Genomic DNA, 15,451 nt, shown 5'->3' with positions numbered 1-15,451 from the left:
CACGACGGACAGACGAAACAGATCCCCGCGTCCCGTCAGGGGCGCGGGGATCTCCGTCGTCCGTCCGTGTGCCGTGCGGGCTACTCGCAGCCGCAGGACTGGCGTACCACGAGCCGCGAGGGGAACAGCTTCAGCCGCTCGCGGCGGGAGCCGGCCACCCGCAGACCGTCGTCGAGGACGAGGTCGACGGCCGCGCGGGCCATCGCCGAGCGGTCCGAGGCGATCGTGGTCAGCGGCGGGTCGGTCAGACCCGCTTCCTTGACGTCGTCGAAGCCGGCGACCGCGAGCTGCCCCGGCACGTCGATGCGCAGCTCGCGCGCGGCGCGCAGCACACCGATCGCCTGGTCGTCCGTGGAGCAGAAGATGGCCGGCGGCCGGTGCGGTCCGGCGAGCAGCTCCAGGCCGACCTGGTAGGCGTCGTAGCGGTTGTACGGGGCCTCGAAGAGGCGGCCCTCGGTGGGGAGCCCGGCCTCCTGCATGGCGCGCCGCCAGCCCTCGACGTGGTCGGAGACGGGGTCGCCGACCGCCGGTGTCTCGGCCGTGCCGCCGAGACAGGCCACGTACGCGTACCCGTGCTCCAGGAGGTGGCGGGTGGCGAGCTGGGCGCCCCCTATGTCGTCGGTGACGACGGCGACGTCGTCGATCGCCTCGGGGCGCTCGTGCAGCAGCACCACACGGGCGTCCCAGGCGTCGATCTCGGCGGCCGCGTGGTCGTTCAGCGCGTGGCTGACGAGGATCAGCCCGGAGACCCGCATGCCGAGGAAGGCCCGCAGATAGTGGACCTCGCGCTCGGCGATGTAGTCGGAGTTGCCGACGAGCACCATTTTCCCGCGCTCGGCCGCGGCCTGTTCGACCGCGTGCGCCATCTCCCCGAAGAAGGGTTGGCGCGCGTCCGGGACGATCAGCCCTATGAGTTCCGTCCGCCGCGACGCCATGGCCTGGGCGACCCGGTCGGGCCGGTACCCCAGCTCCTTGATCGCCGCTTGGACGCGCTCGCGCGTGGCCGGGGCGACCGGCCGGGGTCCGTTGTTGATGACATAGCTGACAACGGCGGTCGACGTACCCGCCAGTCGTGCCACATCATCCCGAGTCACCTTGGCCACGCGCGGAGTCTACGCGGATGGACCTACCTCTGGGCAGGGCGTACGGCTGCTTCCTGCGACTGCTCGGAAGCCTCCGCGGGAGCGGCGGCGTCCAGGTGCGCCGTCTCGTCCGCATCGTCCGGCTTTGGCTGGGCCGCCTTGGCCTTCGCGTTGTCCGCCGCGCGGTCCACCTTCTCCGGTGTGACGAAGCGGTAGCCCACGTTGCGGACGGTTCCGATCAGCGACTCGTGCTCGGGCCCGAGCTTCGCGCGCAGCCGTCGTACGTGTACGTCGACCGTCCGTGTGCCGCCGAAGTAGTCGTAGCCCCAGACCTCCTGGAGCAGCTGGGCGCGGGTGAAGACGCGGCCCGGGTGCTGCGCGAGGTACTTGAGGAGCTCGAACTCCTTGAAGGTCAGGTCGAGGACCCGGCCCTTGAGCTTGGCGCTGTACGTCGCCTCGTCCACGGAGAGGTCGCCGTTGCGGATCTCCATGGGGGAGTCGTCGTTGACGATCTGCTGGCGGCCCATCGCGAGCCGCAGGCGGGCCTCGACCTCGGCCGGACCGGCCGTGTCGAGGAGAACGTCGTCGATGCCCCAGTCGGCGGTGACGGCCGCGAGGCCGCCCTCCGTGACGACGAGGATGAGTGGACAGCCGGGTCCCGTGGAGCGCAGCAGCTGACACAGGCTGCGGACCTGCGGGAGATCACGTCGTCCGTCGATGAGGATGACGTCGGCACCGGGGGTGTCGACGAGGGCCGGGCCTTCGGCCGGCGCCACGCGCACGTTGTGCAGCAGCAGGCCGAGAGCGGGAAGCACCTCCGTCGACGGCTGAAGGGCGTTGGTCAGGAGCAACAGTGAACTCATCGCGCCTCACCCACCTGGGTCGTCCTGCGGTCGTGCTCGGTTCGCTCGCCCATAACGTCTGGTTCCTCCTCGGTCCCTGCGAGGACGTTTGCGGCACTGCTCTCTGCCTGCGGCTCCCGCGCCCTGGGATCCGCAGGGCCTCCCTGGCCCCGTACACCTGCGGTTTCCCGCTTCGTATACAACGGTCCTGGAAGCACAAAAGGACCCGGGGGCTACTCTGCCCGAGTCCTCATGCCCAGCAGAATAGCCCACATGAGCTCAGGTCCGGCAGGTCAAGTGACGCGATCTTTCAATAGTCCACACCGTGAGACAGGGCCGCGCACCTCCGCGCGGAGGTTTCTGCGCACGGTCGACGGAGTGACGATCGACGCGGCCTACGACCCCGGGGAGCGGCCCGGTGGTGACCTCGCGTTCATCCTGGCGCACGGGTTCACCGGCGATCTGGACCGTCCGCACGTGCGCCGCGCGGCCGGCGTGCTGGGCCGCGGCGGGGCGGTCGTCACCTTCTCCTTCCGCGGTCACGGCGCTTCCGGGGGCCGCTCCACGGTCGGCGACCGCGAGGTCCACGACCTGGCGGCGGCGGTCGCCTGGGCGCGCGAGCTGGGGCACACCCGGATCGTGACGGTCGGCTTCTCGATGGGCGGCTCCGTGGTGCTGCGGCACGCGGCGCTGTACGGGAAGACGGGTTCGGGTTCGGGACCGGGCCTGGCCGAGGCGGCCGGACCGGAGTACGAGGGGCGCGCGGAGGCGCGTCCGGACGCGGTGGTCTCGGTCAGCTCGCCCGCCCGCTGGTACTACCGGGGCACGGCCCCGATGCGGCGGCTGCACTGGCTGGTGACCCGTCCGGAGGGCCGGATCGTGGGCCGGCTGGGTCTGCGGACCCGGATCCACCACCGCGACTGGGACCCGGTGCCCGCGTCCCCCGTCGAGTGCGTCCCGTACATCGCGCCGACGCCGCTACTGGTCGTCCACGGCGACCGGGACGGCTACTTCCCGGTCGACCACCCGAGGATGCTGGCCGAGGCGTCCGACGGCCACGCCGAACTGTGGCTGGAGCACGGCATGGGACACGCGGAGAACGCGGCCCCCGACGACCTGCTCGCCCGCATCGGGGACTGGGCGGTCGCACACGCGGGCTAGCCTGGCGGGGTTCACGCGAACGTGTGGACGCACAGAGACCGAACCGTTGATTGAGGAACGAGATGGCAAAGGGCACGGTGCGTTACTGGGCCGCCGCCAAGGCCGCGGCAGGCGTCGCCGAGGAGCCGTACGAGGCGGGCACGCTCGCCGAGGCACTCGACGCGGCCCGCGAACGACACCCCGGCGAGCTCGTCCGCGTCCTGCGACGCTGCTCGTTCCTCATCGACGGTGACCCCGTGGGCACCCGAGGGCATGAGACGGTACGGCTGGCCGAGGGCGGCACGGTCGAGGTGCTCCCGCCGTTCGCAGGAGGGTGAGCGAGACGATGAGCAACCAGCCGTTCGAGGGCCGGTACGAAGGCAAGTACGAGGAGTACGACCCCTACCGGCAGCCTCAGCAGGAGTCCCAGGACCAACAGTCCTCGCAGCAGGGGCAGCAGGGGCAGCAGGGGCAGCAGGGGCAGCAGGGGCAGCAGGGACAAGGGCAGGCACAGGCGCAGCAGCAGGGTCAGGGGCAGCCCGACTGGCAGCAGCACACCCAGCAGTGGGAGGGACAGACCTGGGAGACGCAGACGCACCCGTCCGTCCCCGCCGCGGACACCGCCTATCTGCCTCCGCAGTCCTACCCGGCGTACGGCGAGCCGCAGGGCCCCCAGGGCTACGGCGGCCCCGGGAGCGACCCCCTGCCGTCCGAGGCCCCCGCGCAGCCGTGGACCCCGGCCGCCGAGACCGCCGCCGTCCAGCAGCCGCCCGTCGAGCGGGTGGGCGTCCGGATCCGCCCCGACGGGATCCCGCTCGCTGACGCGACACCCGCCGAGGTCGCGGCCGACGCCACCTCGGACTACGGACCCGCGACCGTCACCGGCAACGCCCGGATCACCGACGCCCAGCGCGCCCGTGCCGAGGGCCGGTCCCCGATCATCGAGCCCGGCATGCAGCCGGCCGCGCTGACGGCGGTCCTCGCGCTGCTGCTCTCCGGAGCGGCGGCCGTCGGGGAGTACGCGCTCGTCGTGCCCCTCGTGCTCCTCCAGGGCGTCACCGCGGCGGGCTGGTTCCGGCTGAACGGGATGTGGCCGGCCCGGCAGGGCATCGCGCTGGCCTTCGCCGGTGCGCTGACCGCCGACGTCGCGCTGCTCGCGGCGGGCCGGGAGAACGCGCCCGCCGCGATCCTCGGCACCCTCGGCGTCTGGGTGCTGCTCACCCTCGTGCTCCAGCTGCGCAGCCACGCCGACCCCGACACCCGCATGTACGGGCTGATGGCGACCGTCGCCTCCGCGGCGCTGGCGATCATCGCGACCGGACATCTCGCGGCCGAGCCGGACGCCGTCACCGTGGGCGGCGCGGCGGTCGCCGTGGCGATCCTGGCCCGCGCGCTGCCGCTGCCCACCGCGGCCTCCGTGGTGGTCGCGCTGCTGGCCGCCGCGGGCGCCGGTATCGCGGTCGGCGGGATGACGGACCTGGGTACCCAGGGCGCCTTCCTGGGCCTCGGCGCCGGGGTGTGCGCGCTGATCGGGCACCGGGCGGCCAGTTACGACTACCCGTCCCGGTTCGTGCACTTCACCGCGGGTGTGGCCCTGCCGCTGGCCGCCGCCGCACCCGCCGTCTACCTGCTGGGCCGCGCACTCGGCTGACGGCCGGTTCGCACCGCCGCGATCCGGTCAACCTGCCGCTCCGAATCGTCACAGCTGATCGACAACCACCATGAAGGGCCCCCGGACCGGGGGCCCTTCATGGTTAGGCTCGCGTTCGGCGGCAACCAGGCCGACCAGACGGGGCCGTCCGACGTGGGGAACACCGAGCATGCGCGCACTGCGAATATTCCTGATCCTGGTCGTCGTCCTCGGCGGTCTGTTCGTGATCGCCGACCGGGTGGCGGTCAACTTCGCCGAGGACCAGGCAGCCGATCGCATCAAGAGCACCGAGGGGCTCGCGAACACCCCCGACGTGTCCATCGAGGGCTTCCCGTTCCTGACTCAGGTCGTCGGCGGTGAGCTGGACGACGTGAAGATCGGCATCAAGGACTACGAGGCGTCGACGGGCACCTCCGCCGGCACGGTCCGGATCGACGACCTGCGCGCCGAGATGCACGGGGTGGCCTTCTCCGGCGACTTCAGCTCCGCCACCGCCGCCCGGGCCACCGGCACCGCCACGATCGCCTACGACGAGCTGATCAAGGCGGCCAGGTCGGAGCCGGGGGACGTCGCACCCGGCCTCACCGCCCAGATCACGGGCCTCTCCGACGGCGGCAACGGCAAGATCAAGGTGACCCTCTCCTCGAAGCTCCTCGGCCGCAAGCTGCCGTCGGTCTCGGTGCTGAGCTCCGTCACCGTCTCCGGGGACACCGTGAAGGTGCACGCCGACTCCCTGCCCAAGATCGGTGGCACCCAGCTCGTCGAGGGCCCGGTCCGGTCGGTCACCGACTTCGAACAGAAGATCCAGAAACTGCCGGGCGGCATCAAGCTCGACAAGGTCGAGGCGGCCCCGGACGGCGTCGACATCTCGGTGAAGGGTTCGGACGTCAGCCTCGTCGGGTAGGTCGGAGAGGCGGGGCGGGCCGGACGGTCCTCCGGGCGGGAACCGGTCCCCGCCCGGAGAAAGCGCTGCCCAAAAGGGTCCTGTCCGAAAGGCGAGACGGTCGTGTCCGTACCGCAGATGCGTTCTCGGCAGGCAGACGGCCGGGAGGGCCACGACCCGTGCGGCGACGGCCCCGAGGGCGTTCGCGTATCACAGTACGGACGATCGCGTCTCAGTATACGACACGCCGGTGACATGCCCGCCTGTCCGTCCCTACGATCGGACGCATGAAGCGACAGGCGGATCTCACGAAGCGGCGGGCAGTAGACCTGTGCCGCGTCGCCGCCATGCTCTGTCGCACCTTCTGAGCGGAAGCGTCGACTTCCGCGCGCCGGGCCCTTGGACCTCTCTCGTCAGGGCCACTCTTGCGCCGTGCGGCCTGATCGGCCGGCACCACCGCGCACCCCTCTCCCAACGCATCACCCCGCCGCAACTGCCCCGGAGGAGAACGAGCATGAGCCGCACGGACGTCCTGGTAGACGCCGACTGGGTCCAGGACCACCTGGACGACCCGAACGTCGCCGTCGTCGAGGTCGACGAGGACACCTCGGCGTACGAGAAGAACCACATCCGCAACGCCATCCGGATCGACTGGACCAAGGACCTCCAGGACCCGGTCCGCCGTGACTTCATCGACCAGGAGGGCTTCGAGAAGCTCCTCTCGTCGAAGGGCATCGGCAACGACACGCTCGTCGTGCTGTACGGCGGCAACAACAACTGGTTCGCGTCCTACGCCTACTGGTACTTCAAGCTCTACGGCCACGAGAACGTGAAGCTCCTCGACGGCGGCCGCAAGAAGTGGGAGCTCGACTCCCGCGACCTGGTCGACGGCTCGCAGGTCCCCGAGCGCGCCGCGACCGCCTACAAGGCCAAGCCGCAGGACACCTCGATCCGCGCCTTCCGTGACGACGTCGTCGCCGCGATCGGTGCGCAGAACCTGGTCGACGTCCGCTCGCCCGACGAGTTCAGCGGCAAGCTGCTCGCGCCGGCGCACCTGCCGCAGGAGCAGTCGCAGCGTCCGGGCCACGTCCCGAGCGCCCGCAACATCCCGTGGTCGAAGAACGCCAACGACGACGGCACCTTCAAGTCGGACGACGAGCTCAAGGAGCTCTACGCCGACGAGCAGGTCGACCTCGCCAAGGACACCATCGCGTACTGCCGCATCGGTGAGCGTTCCGCGCTCACCTGGTTCGTGCTGCACGAGCTCCTCGGCGTCCAGAACGTCAAGAACTACGACGGCTCCTGGACCGAGTACGGCTCCCTCGTCGGCGTGCCGATCGAGCTCGGCGCCAACAAGTAACCCTCAAGGCCTGAAGGACGGAACCGACATATGTGTGGAGCGAAGGCCGGCGGCCCCGACGCCTCGACGATCAAGCCCGGTGAGACGACGATCCAGGGGCAGGTGACCCGCGACGGCGAGCCGGTGACGGGCTACGTCCGTCTCCTGGACTCGACCGGCGAGTTCACCGCGGAGGTCCCGACCTCCGCCACGGGCCAGTTCCGCTTCTACGCGGCCGAGGGCACCTGGACCGTCCGGGCGCTGGTCCCCGGTGGCACCGCCGACCGCACGGTCGTCGCGCAGACCGGCGGCCTCGCCGAGATCGCGATCGCCGTCTGAACAGCCGGCCGCCGTCCCTGACGGCGGCCGGACCGGACGGCCGAAGGGCCGCACCCCCGGGGGTTGGACGCTTACCGGATCGGGGTGCGGCCCTTCGGCATGCCCACCGCGCGGCAGCCCGGTCCCGCGGGCACTGCGCCGGACGGGTTGTCCGGGCCTACGCTGGAGGTATGTACGCACGCAGGCGTCACGTGTACTTCGTCATGATGGGGACGTGCATCACGCTGTTCGTCCTCGCCTGGGGCGTCGTACGGCTGTGGTCGGTCCCGGCGGCCGTCGCGATGTGCGTGGTGGCCATGGTCATCCCGCCGGTCGCCGCGATGGCGGCCAACCGGCGCGGCCCCGAGGACCGATGGTGGGACGATCCGTCCGGCGACCGGAAGTCCGACGAGTGGTGGGACGAGCTGGACGGCAAGAAACGACGACAGCAGTAGTCGGTGGCCGGCGGCGGCCCTGTCGGGACAGCGGCAGCGGCACCACGGCGCCGGCCGGAACGGCGCGGAAGGCTCACATGTCGCGTACGAGGTTGTCCACGGTGGTGCTGGACGCACCCGACGCCCACAAGCTCGCCGAGTTCTACCAGCGGCTGCTCGGCTACACGGTGCGCGCCGAGGAGCCGAACTGGGTGCTCATCGGGCCCCCCTTCGAGGGCACCGCGCTCGCCTTCGAGACCGAGCCCCTCTACACCCCGCCGGTGTGGCCCGCGGGCCCCGGCGACCAGCGGATGATGCTGCACCTCGACATCGAGGTCGACGACCTTGCCGAGGAGACCGAGCGGGCCGAGGAACTGGGCGCCCGGCTCGCCGACCTCCAGCCCCAGGAGGACGTACGGGTGCTGCTCGACCCGGCGGGCCACCCCTTCTGCCTCTGGGTGGACGTCCGCCGCAAGCCGCGTCCGTAGCCGACCGGCACGGCATCTCCGGTCGGCCTCAGGCCGTCGGCCCTGTCGGGCCCGTCAGTAGACGAGCGCCTGCGTCCCGTCCGCCATCGCCTCCTGCACGAACACCTGCGCCCCCGCGATCCGTACGCCCTCCAGGACGTCCTTCTCGGTGATGTCGCGGCGGGCCGCGCACTGGGTGCACAGGGTGATGCGTCCGGCCGCCAGGATGGAGTCGATCAGGTCGGGCAGCGGAGCGGCGTGCGGCAGGTCGAACTCGGCCGCCCGGCCCGGCAGCGCGAACCACGCGGACTCGCCGGTCAGCCAGAGGGACACCTCGACGCCACTGGCCACGGCCACCGCCGCGACGGTGAAGGCCTGTGAGCAGCGTTCCGGGGCGTCGGCCCCCGCCGTCACCTTGATCACGAGCTTGTTCGCCATGGCCGTCATCGTATGCCGAATCGTGATCATCTTCCGTGCAACCCCATGCATGGGCCATGGGTCTCCTGTGCGCGCGGATACGGAATCCACGCTTCACGTTCTGTGGGGGGACGTCTTGGAAGTACCCGAAGGATCCGAAACACCGGAAAGACCGCACGTGCCCGAGGGTGCGCCGGTTGTCGACGCCGGGGCGGCCGAGCCCGCCGGGGCAGCCGAGCCCGTGGACTCCGCGCCGCTCGCCGCTCCTGCCGAGACCGACGAGTCCGCGCAGGCCGCCGAGGCGGAGGCCCCGGCCGAGCCGCGTGCCCGGCGGAAGCGGGGGCGCACGGCCCTGCTGATCGCCACGGCCGCCGTGCTCGGCCTCGTCGCCGGTACGTGCACCGGATTTGTCATCCAGGCCGACCGTGAGCCCACGAGGCTGGGGCCGCTGTCCCAGCCGGTCGTGGCCCAGGCCAAGGGCGACGGCCCCGAGCCGCTGTCGGCCGCCCACGACCACCGCGTCAAGACGGACGGCGACCTGCGCAAGCTGCTGCTGTCGCGGCCGAAGGGCGCGAAGAAGCCCGACTGGGCGCCGGAGCAGGACGGCTGGCTGGACCTGGCCGGCTACGCGAGCGTGCTGGCCCACTCCGACCGGGAGTTCGGCGACCTGATCGAGGCGGAGTTCCGCCGGGGCGCCGGGGTCACCTGGACCGTGGGCAGCACCTACAACACCCAGATCCGTCTGGTGCAGTACCGCCAGGAGGAGAGCCTCGGTGCCTCCGAACGGGCGGGCCGGTGGGGCGTGGAAGACACCCGCAGCTGGCCCGTCCCCGGCGCCGACGACGGCATGGTCTACCTCTTCAAGCCGGAGACGAAGCCCGGCTACCTGCCGCTCTACAAGGCGCAGGCGGCGGCATCACGCGGTGACATCGCCATGGAGATCTGGATCTACGACTCCAAGCCGATCCCGAAGTCGAAGATCATGGACCTGGCCAAGCGGCAGTTGGAGCGGCTGTGAGCGAGCGACCCACCAACCCGGAGGACCTGGAGTCCGTAGCGGCTCCGGCCGCACCGGAGCCGCCGGCTCCGTCCGAACCCTCGGCGTCCGCAACCGCCGGACCGGAAGCTGCTCCTGAGCAGGCGACCCCGGCGGACGAAGTTCCCGCGGAAGCGACCGCGGCGGAAGCGACCCCCGCGGAAGGCCGGCCCGGCAAGAAGCGCGTCCGCCGCGGCCGTGTCGCCGCGATCGCCGGTGCCGTGCTGCTCGTCGGTGCCGTCGTCGCGGGCAGCGCCTACACCGTGGTGACCGTCCAGGACGCCGACCGCGACGCGGGCGCGCCGTCCTGGAAGTTCCCGAAGGCCACGAAGGCCGACACGGGGAAGGCGAAGGCGGCGTCCCCGCTCGCGGCGATGCTCGTGCCCTACGACGAGAGCTACGTCCGCGGTCCCGACATGACCACGTTCGGCTCCGACACCGCGCTCAGCGGGGGCGAGGCCACCGCCCTGCGCAAGGAGGCGATCCGCGATCTGCCCCGCTCCCAGCGCCTGCAGATCGAGAAGCAGATCGACAAGCAGCACACCAAGGGCATGGCGATGCGGAGTTACCTCTACGGCGGCTCGGCGCCGACCGACCGAGGCACCTTCACCGTCAGCATCCAGCTCGCCCAGATCGAGGACAAACGGGCCGTGCGGAACATGTCGACGTTCCAGAACGGACTCCTCGACGCCCTGGAGATCTTCCGCTCCGGACCGAGGATCGAGGGCCACAAGAACGCCAAGTGCTTCCTGCCGCCCAAGGTCAAGAAGGAGAAGCTCGACATGATGATCTGCTCCGCCTACCAGGGTGACGTGCTGGTCGACGCCGTCGCGTACGCGGCCAAGCCGATGGACACCAAGGCGGTCGCGAAGCTGCTCCGCGAGCAGCTCGACCGCATCAAGGAGCCGGGAGAGGCGGTATGACCGAGCAGACGACACCGGTCGACGACACGAGACCGGCCGAGAACACCACGTCGACCGAGGACACGGCACCGGTCGAGCAGCCCGCACGCCCTGAGCCGGCGGCCTCCGGCGAGCCGGCGTCGTCCGTCGAGCGGACCGAGCCGCAGGCCTTCGTACCGCAGCCCCGATCGGAACCGCAGCCGCTCGCCGCGGCGCAGCCGGTCACGACGGAACAGCTGCCGGAGCCGGCCACGACGGAGCAGGCAGTGCCGCAGTCGGCCGCGCCGGGGTTCGTGGTGCCGCCGCCCCCGCCCTTCGCGCCGCCCGTGCCCGGCGAGCCGCAGGACCCCCCGGTCAAGGTCAAGAAGGACCGCCGGGTGCTGCGTGCCGTGCTGCGGTGGACCGCCGCCACGGTGGTCTTCGCGGCGGTCGGAGCGTCCGCCGCGTACGGCATCACGCGCATGGAGCGGACCGACGTACCCGGTCTGGCGACGGAGGCCGACGGACGCTGGGACTACCCGGCGATCACGAAGCCGCCGCTGCCGTCCGGCAGCCCGGGCCCCTTCGCCGGCGCGGACAAGTCCGGCGCGCACTCCGCCGACCTGCGCGCGCTCCTGCTCCCCGCGCCGAAGGGCGCCAAGGCGGACGCGTCGCTGCGCGGCGACGACGGCTGGCTGTCGTCCAAGGCCTTCCTGTCCCAGTACGCCGAGAAGGTGGACCGCGAGACGGTCGGCCAGATGCTGACCGACTACGCGGTGCGGCACATCGCGGCGCGCGGCTGGACCACCGCGGACGGCACCCGCACGCGGATCTACCTGCTCCAGTTCGACACCGCCGCCGTCGCGGAGGAACTCGTCTCCACCAAGCTCGCCAACTACGACGGGGCGCAGTACGCGCTCAGCGGCGCCGCCACGACCCAGCGGGACGAGCACTTCCCCGCCGCGTCGGAGATCGACGACATCACCCGCTTCGCGTACACGGAGAGCAAGCCGTACGGCGCCGAACAGGTCCGTGAGTCCTATCTGTCGGCCGGTGACACCATCGCGCTGGTCGTGCAGTCCCACAAGGGAGTCGCGCCGGAGGTGCCGTTCCAGCAGACGGTGGTCCTGCAGAGCCAGCTCCTCGACTGAGGCCGCGTGGCCCCGGGAGGGTGTACCTGAAAGAGAGCGCCGGGCCCCAGCCGCGTAAGCTGGGGCCCGGCCTTGTGTACGTCCCCGGTCGCGGCAGCGCCGGGCGGGGGACCCCGTTCCGCTCACCGAGGAGCACCCGTGGAGATCTTCTTCGAAACCCTTCTGGTCCTGGTCTGCGTCGGCGTGCTCGCCTTCGCCGGACTGACCGTGAAGAAGCTGTACCAGGGCCAGCGCTGACCCCCATCAAGGAACTGTTCAGCTCATGATCGAGATCCCCTCGGACCTCCACAAGGACCTGGTCCCCCTTGTCTTCCTCCTCGGCGACTGGGCCGGAGTCGGCGTGTACGACTTCCCCGGGTCCGAGAAGTGCAACTTCGGGCAGGAGGTCAGCTTCAGCCACGACGGCCGGGACTTCCTGGAGTACCGCTCGCACAGTTGGGTGCTCGACGCGGACGGCAACAAGGTCCGCCCGCTGGAGACCGAGACCGGCTTCTGGCGCGTCGACGCCGACCGCAAGGTCGAGGTCGTGATGACGCGCGACGACGGCGTCGTCGAGATCTGGTACGGCGAGATCGCCGACAAGAAGCCGCAGATCGACCTGGTCACCGACGCCGTGGCCCGCACCGCCGCGTCCGGCCCCTACAGCGGTGGCAAGCGCCTCTACGGCTATGTGAACAGCGACCTCATGTGGGTCGGCGAGAAGCAGACCCCCGAGGTCGAGCTGCGCCCCTACATGTCCGGTCACCTGAAGAAGACCGTCACCCCGGAGGACGTCGAGCGCTGGGCCAAGGACCTGCCCGACGACATGCCGGACGACGGCATCGCCTTCTTCAAGTAGGCCTCGCCGGCCCGGCCGAAGCAGCCGCCGCCGTTCGTCAGGTCGGTTCGGCGGCGAATGGTCCTAGACTTCCAGTGTGGTGAGCACCGACTGGAAGAGCGACCTCAGGCAGCGCGGCTACCGGCTGACGCCGCAGCGTCAGCTTGTCCTCGAAGCAGTGGACACCCTGGAGCACGCGACCCCCGACGACATCCTCGTGGAAGTGAGGAAGACGGCGTCGGGGGTCAACATCTCCACCGTCTACCGGACCCTGGAGCTCCTGGAGGAGCTCGGGCTGGTCAGCCACGCCCACCTCGGGCACGGCGCGCCGACGTACCACCTGGCCGACCGGCACCATCACATCCACCTCGTCTGCCGGGACTGCACGAACGTCATCGAGGCCGACGTCTCGGTCGCCGCCGAGTTCACCGCGAAGCTGCGGGACAGCTTCGGCTTCGAGACGGACATGAAGCACTTCGCGATCTTCGGACGCTGCAAGGACTGCGCCGCCCGGCAGAAGTGACCGGGAAGCGGTCCCTCACCGGTCACCCCTCACCCGTCACCGGTCACCGGTCACCGATCGGGCGGTAGGGCGGCCGGCCGCAGAAATAAAAATGACGACCCCACGGTCGTAGTGTGTATGTCCATGAAGAGTTCCCTCCTGTCCCTGCCCGGCGCCGTTCCCGCCGAAGGCGTGGACGAAGGCGTCGCGGCGCACTACGGCGACCTGTTCCGCGAGCAGCGCGCCCTCGCCGACGGCTTCGGCTTCGTGGACCTCTCGCACCGCGGTGTCGTCACCGTCACCGGCGACGACCGGCTCGTCTGGCTGCACCTGCTGCTCACCCAGCACGTCACCGACCTCCCGGTGGGCGAGGCCACGGAGGCGCTGATCCTCTCCGCGAACGGCCACATCGAGCACGCGCTGTACCTCGTGGACGACGGCACGACGGTGTGGATGCACACGGAGCCGGACACCCAGGAAGCGCTGATCGCCTATCTGGAGTCGATGAAGTTCTTCTACCGCGTGGACGTCGTCGACCGCACGGCCGACGTCGCGGTGGTGTACCTCCCGGCCGGTTCGATCGCCGAGGTCCCCGAGGGCGTCGTCGTCCGCGAGACGCCGTACGGCCGTGATCTCTTCCTGCCGCGCGCGGACCTGGACTCCTACGCGCAGAAGGCCGGCCCGCCCGCCGGACTCCTCGCCCACGAGGCGCTGCGCGTCGAACAGCACCGGCCCCGCCTCGGCTTCGAGACCGACCACCGCACCATCCCGCACGAGCTGGGCTGGATCGGCAGCGCCGTGCACCTCCAGAAGGGCTGCTACCGCGGCCAGGAGACCGTCGCCCGCGTCCAGAACCTGGGCAAGCCCCCGCGCCGCCTGGTCTTCCTCCACCTCGACGGCAGCGAGGTCCACCTGCCCGCGCACGGCACCGAGCTGCGCCTCTCCGCGGACGGCCCCGACGGACGCAAGATCGGCTTCATCACGACGGCCGTACGCCACCACGAGCTGGGCCCGATCGCCCTCGCCCTCGTGAAGCGCAACGTGCCGCTCGACGCCCCGCTGACGGCGGACTCGACGGCGGCGGCGCAGGAGGTCGTGGTCGAGCCGTAAGGCCCGTGGTGGCCCTCTCCGCGGGGCTCACATCTCCAGGAGGACGGTGAACGGGCCGTCGTTCGTCAGGGAGACACGCATCCGGGCGCCGAAGCGGCCCGTGGCCACGGTGGCGCCCAGCGCGCGGAGCTGCGCCACGACCTCGTCGACGAGCGGCTCCGCGACATCGCCGGGGGCGGCGGCGTTCCAGGTGGGGCGGCGGCCCTTGCGGGCGTCGCCGTAGAGCGTGAACTGGCTGACGACCAGCAGCGGCGCGTCGATGTCGGAGCAGGACCGCTCCTCGCTCAGCATCCGGACGGACCAGAGTTTCCGGGCGAGTTGGGCCGCCTTCTCCTTGGTGTCCTCGTGCGTGACCCCGACCAGGACGCACAGGCCCTCGCCGTTGATCTCGCCGACCGTCTCGCCGTCCACGACGACGCTCGCGCCGTCCACCCTCTGCACCACCGCACGCATGCCGACCATGATGCCGTGCCCCGCCGGCGCGACGCTCTGCGGGCCCTTCGCGTGATTTCCGGAGGTTACTAACCCCCCATCTGGGGCCGATCGGGGGCACTCGGTCACATAGCGACCACCGGGGGTGGCACCATGCGGGGTGTTGCGGTGCATCCGGTGGGTGGACCGCGCCGGTCGAGGGGACGGTAGAGGCACATGAGCACACCGAGTACAGGGCGGCAGCCCGGGGCCGTGTCATTGACCCGCACGAGCGCACGGGCGGGTCGGGCGGCGTCCCGGCCGCCGGTGCAGCGCACCGACAGCGGCCCGTTGCCCGCCGACGCGGGTCGGCCCGGTCTCGGCGTCCTCCGGCTGCCCGAACTGCGGACCCTGCGCCGCGAGGCCCAGCGGGACGAGGCCGACCTCAGCTACGTACGGCGGCTCCTCCAGGGACGTATCGACATCCTGCGCGCGGAGCTCGCCCGCCGGGGACAGCGGCGGATGCCCGCCTCGGCCCCGGGACACCGGCCGTTCCTGCCCGTCAGGGAGCCGTCCGTCGTCGAGCGGCTCTCGGAGATCCTCACGGACGCACCGGCCCGCCACCGCTCCTCCGCCCGCCACGTGACGGTCGGTACGCCCCACAGCGAGCGGTACCGGGCGCTCGCCGCCGACATGCTCGCCGAGGTGGAGCTGTCGGACCTGGACGCCCGGACGGACGAAGAGCTGGGCGCGGGCCTCGGCCGTCTCGTCCGCTACGAGCAGCAGGTCTCCCGGCAGCGTCAGCAGCTCCAGCGCACCGCGGACGACTGCAGCGCGGAGATCGCCCGCAGGTACCGTGAAGGCGAAGCTCAAGTAGACGACCTGCTCATGTGACGCGGCGGCCCCGGCGATCCCGGGGCCGAGAGGCCCGCCCGGCCCTGGAGGCGCGGCCCCGGTCCGCGGCGGCGGG

At 71.3% G+C, this 15,451-nt stretch carries 20 protein-coding genes; 16 read left to right on the top strand and 4 right to left on the bottom strand.

Features of this window, described 5'->3' with window-relative positions:
• Positions 1 to 80 precede the first annotated feature (80 nt).
• Together AB0C62_RS28280 and AB0C62_RS28275 are read right to left on the bottom strand one after the other, a co-directional pair.
• Positions 81 to 1,103 carry a LacI family DNA-binding transcriptional regulator gene (locus AB0C62_RS28280; RefSeq protein ID WP_081218131.1) on the bottom strand — a complete coding sequence of 341 codons (1,023 nt, stop codon included), beginning with the start codon at positions 1,101 to 1,103 and terminating at the stop codon, positions 81 to 83.
• Between the two features lie 23 nt (positions 1,104 to 1,126).
• On the bottom strand, positions 1,127 to 1,945 hold the full coding sequence (locus tag AB0C62_RS28275) for a response regulator transcription factor (RefSeq protein WP_362977809.1): 819 nt from the start codon (positions 1,943 to 1,945) through the stop codon (positions 1,127 to 1,129).
• Between the two features lie 252 nt (positions 1,946 to 2,197).
• Here AB0C62_RS28275 and AB0C62_RS28270 point away from each other — a divergent pair, with 252 nt between their 5' ends.
• From AB0C62_RS28270 to AB0C62_RS28230, 9 genes are all read left to right on the top strand, one after another.
• Complete coding sequence (locus AB0C62_RS28270) at positions 2,198 to 3,085, top strand: alpha/beta hydrolase (RefSeq protein WP_362977807.1); 888 nt, start codon at positions 2,198 to 2,200, stop codon at positions 3,083 to 3,085.
• A 62-nt stretch (positions 3,086 to 3,147) separates the two neighbouring features.
• A complete protein-coding gene (locus AB0C62_RS28265; RefSeq protein ID WP_081218128.1) occupies positions 3,148 to 3,402 on the top strand; it encodes a MoaD/ThiS family protein in 255 nt (84 codons plus the stop codon).
• Between the two features lie 8 nt (positions 3,403 to 3,410).
• On the top strand, positions 3,411 to 4,715 hold the full coding sequence (locus AB0C62_RS28260) for a hypothetical protein (protein WP_362977805.1): 1,305 nt from the start codon (positions 3,411 to 3,413) through the stop codon (positions 4,713 to 4,715).
• A gap of 169 nt (positions 4,716 to 4,884) precedes the next feature.
• Positions 4,885 to 5,619 carry a DUF2993 domain-containing protein gene (locus AB0C62_RS28255; RefSeq protein ID WP_362977803.1) on the top strand — a complete coding sequence of 245 codons (735 nt, stop codon included), beginning with the start codon at positions 4,885 to 4,887 and terminating at the stop codon, positions 5,617 to 5,619.
• A gap of 266 nt (positions 5,620 to 5,885) precedes the next feature.
• Entirely contained in the window at positions 5,886 to 5,966 is an 81-nt protein-coding gene (locus tag AB0C62_RS28250) for a putative leader peptide (RefSeq protein ID WP_350310325.1), read from the top strand.
• A gap of 146 nt (positions 5,967 to 6,112) precedes the next feature.
• Positions 6,113 to 6,958, top strand: coding sequence for a sulfurtransferase (locus AB0C62_RS28245; RefSeq protein WP_362977801.1), 846 nt, complete (start codon positions 6,113 to 6,115; stop codon positions 6,956 to 6,958).
• A gap of 30 nt (positions 6,959 to 6,988) precedes the next feature.
• On the top strand, positions 6,989 to 7,276 hold the full coding sequence (locus AB0C62_RS28240) for a DUF1416 domain-containing protein (protein ID WP_081218125.1): 288 nt from the start codon (positions 6,989 to 6,991) through the stop codon (positions 7,274 to 7,276).
• Between the two features lie 170 nt (positions 7,277 to 7,446).
• A complete protein-coding gene (locus tag AB0C62_RS28235) occupies positions 7,447 to 7,710 on the top strand; it encodes a DUF3099 domain-containing protein (protein WP_355879050.1) in 264 nt (87 codons plus the stop codon).
• Between the two features lie 77 nt (positions 7,711 to 7,787).
• The gene (locus AB0C62_RS28230; protein WP_267051223.1) at positions 7,788 to 8,177 is read left to right on the top strand and encodes a VOC family protein; all 390 of its coding nucleotides are present in this window, start codon (positions 7,788 to 7,790) and stop codon (positions 8,175 to 8,177) included.
• Positions 8,178 to 8,231: 54 nt separating this feature from the next.
• Here AB0C62_RS28230 and AB0C62_RS28225 read toward each other — a convergent pair whose 3' ends face one another.
• Complete coding sequence (locus tag AB0C62_RS28225) at positions 8,232 to 8,594, bottom strand: DsrE family protein (RefSeq protein ID WP_362977798.1); 363 nt, start codon at positions 8,592 to 8,594, stop codon at positions 8,232 to 8,234.
• 157 nt (positions 8,595 to 8,751) lie between these two features.
• Here AB0C62_RS28225 and AB0C62_RS28220 point away from each other — a divergent pair, with 157 nt between their 5' ends.
• The 6 genes from AB0C62_RS28220 to AB0C62_RS28195 all read left to right on the top strand — a co-directional run bounded on the left by AB0C62_RS28220 (position 8,752) and on the right by AB0C62_RS28195 (position 14,070).
• Positions 8,752 to 9,591 (top strand): hypothetical protein, encoded by an 840-nt coding sequence (locus AB0C62_RS28220; RefSeq protein ID WP_362977796.1) that lies wholly within the window; start codon positions 8,752 to 8,754, stop codon positions 9,589 to 9,591.
• On the top strand, positions 9,588 to 10,532 hold the full coding sequence (locus AB0C62_RS28215) for a hypothetical protein (RefSeq protein WP_362977794.1): 945 nt from the start codon (positions 9,588 to 9,590) through the stop codon (positions 10,530 to 10,532). Before AB0C62_RS28220 ends, AB0C62_RS28215 begins: the two co-directional genes overlap by 4 nt.
• A complete protein-coding gene (locus tag AB0C62_RS28210) occupies positions 10,529 to 11,641 on the top strand; it encodes a hypothetical protein (RefSeq protein ID WP_362977792.1) in 1,113 nt (370 codons plus the stop codon). The genes AB0C62_RS28215 and AB0C62_RS28210 overlap by 4 nt, the downstream gene beginning before the upstream one ends.
• A 262-nt stretch (positions 11,642 to 11,903) precedes the next feature.
• Positions 11,904 to 12,479, top strand: coding sequence for an FABP family protein (locus AB0C62_RS28205; RefSeq protein WP_362977790.1), 576 nt, complete (start codon positions 11,904 to 11,906; stop codon positions 12,477 to 12,479).
• 76 nt (positions 12,480 to 12,555) lie between these two features.
• A complete protein-coding gene (locus AB0C62_RS28200; protein WP_081218109.1) occupies positions 12,556 to 12,981 on the top strand; it encodes a Fur family transcriptional regulator in 426 nt (141 codons plus the stop codon).
• Positions 12,982 to 13,104: 123 nt separating this feature from the next.
• Positions 13,105 to 14,070, top strand: a complete 966-nt coding sequence (locus tag AB0C62_RS28195) for a folate-binding protein (RefSeq protein WP_362977788.1) — start codon at positions 13,105 to 13,107, stop codon at positions 14,068 to 14,070.
• 27 nt (positions 14,071 to 14,097) lie between these two features.
• On the opposite strand, the gene dtd is transcribed toward AB0C62_RS28195, so the two are convergent.
• Positions 14,098 to 14,523: a D-aminoacyl-tRNA deacylase gene (gene dtd / locus AB0C62_RS28190; protein ID WP_362977786.1), complete on the bottom strand. Its 426-nt coding sequence runs from the start codon at positions 14,521 to 14,523 to the stop codon at positions 14,098 to 14,100.
• Positions 14,524 to 14,718: 195 nt separating this feature from the next.
• Between dtd and AB0C62_RS28185 the strand changes: the two genes are divergently transcribed.
• Positions 14,719 to 15,375 (top strand): AmfC protein, encoded by a 657-nt coding sequence (locus tag AB0C62_RS28185; protein WP_362977784.1) that lies wholly within the window; start codon positions 14,719 to 14,721, stop codon positions 15,373 to 15,375.
• Positions 15,376 to 15,451: the final 76 nt, after the last annotated feature.

The organism is Streptomyces sp. NPDC048643, assembly GCF_040650615.1.
Lineage (GTDB): Bacteria > Actinomycetota > Actinomycetes > Streptomycetales > Streptomycetaceae > Streptomyces.
This window is presented reverse-complemented; position numbering and strand designations above follow the sequence as displayed.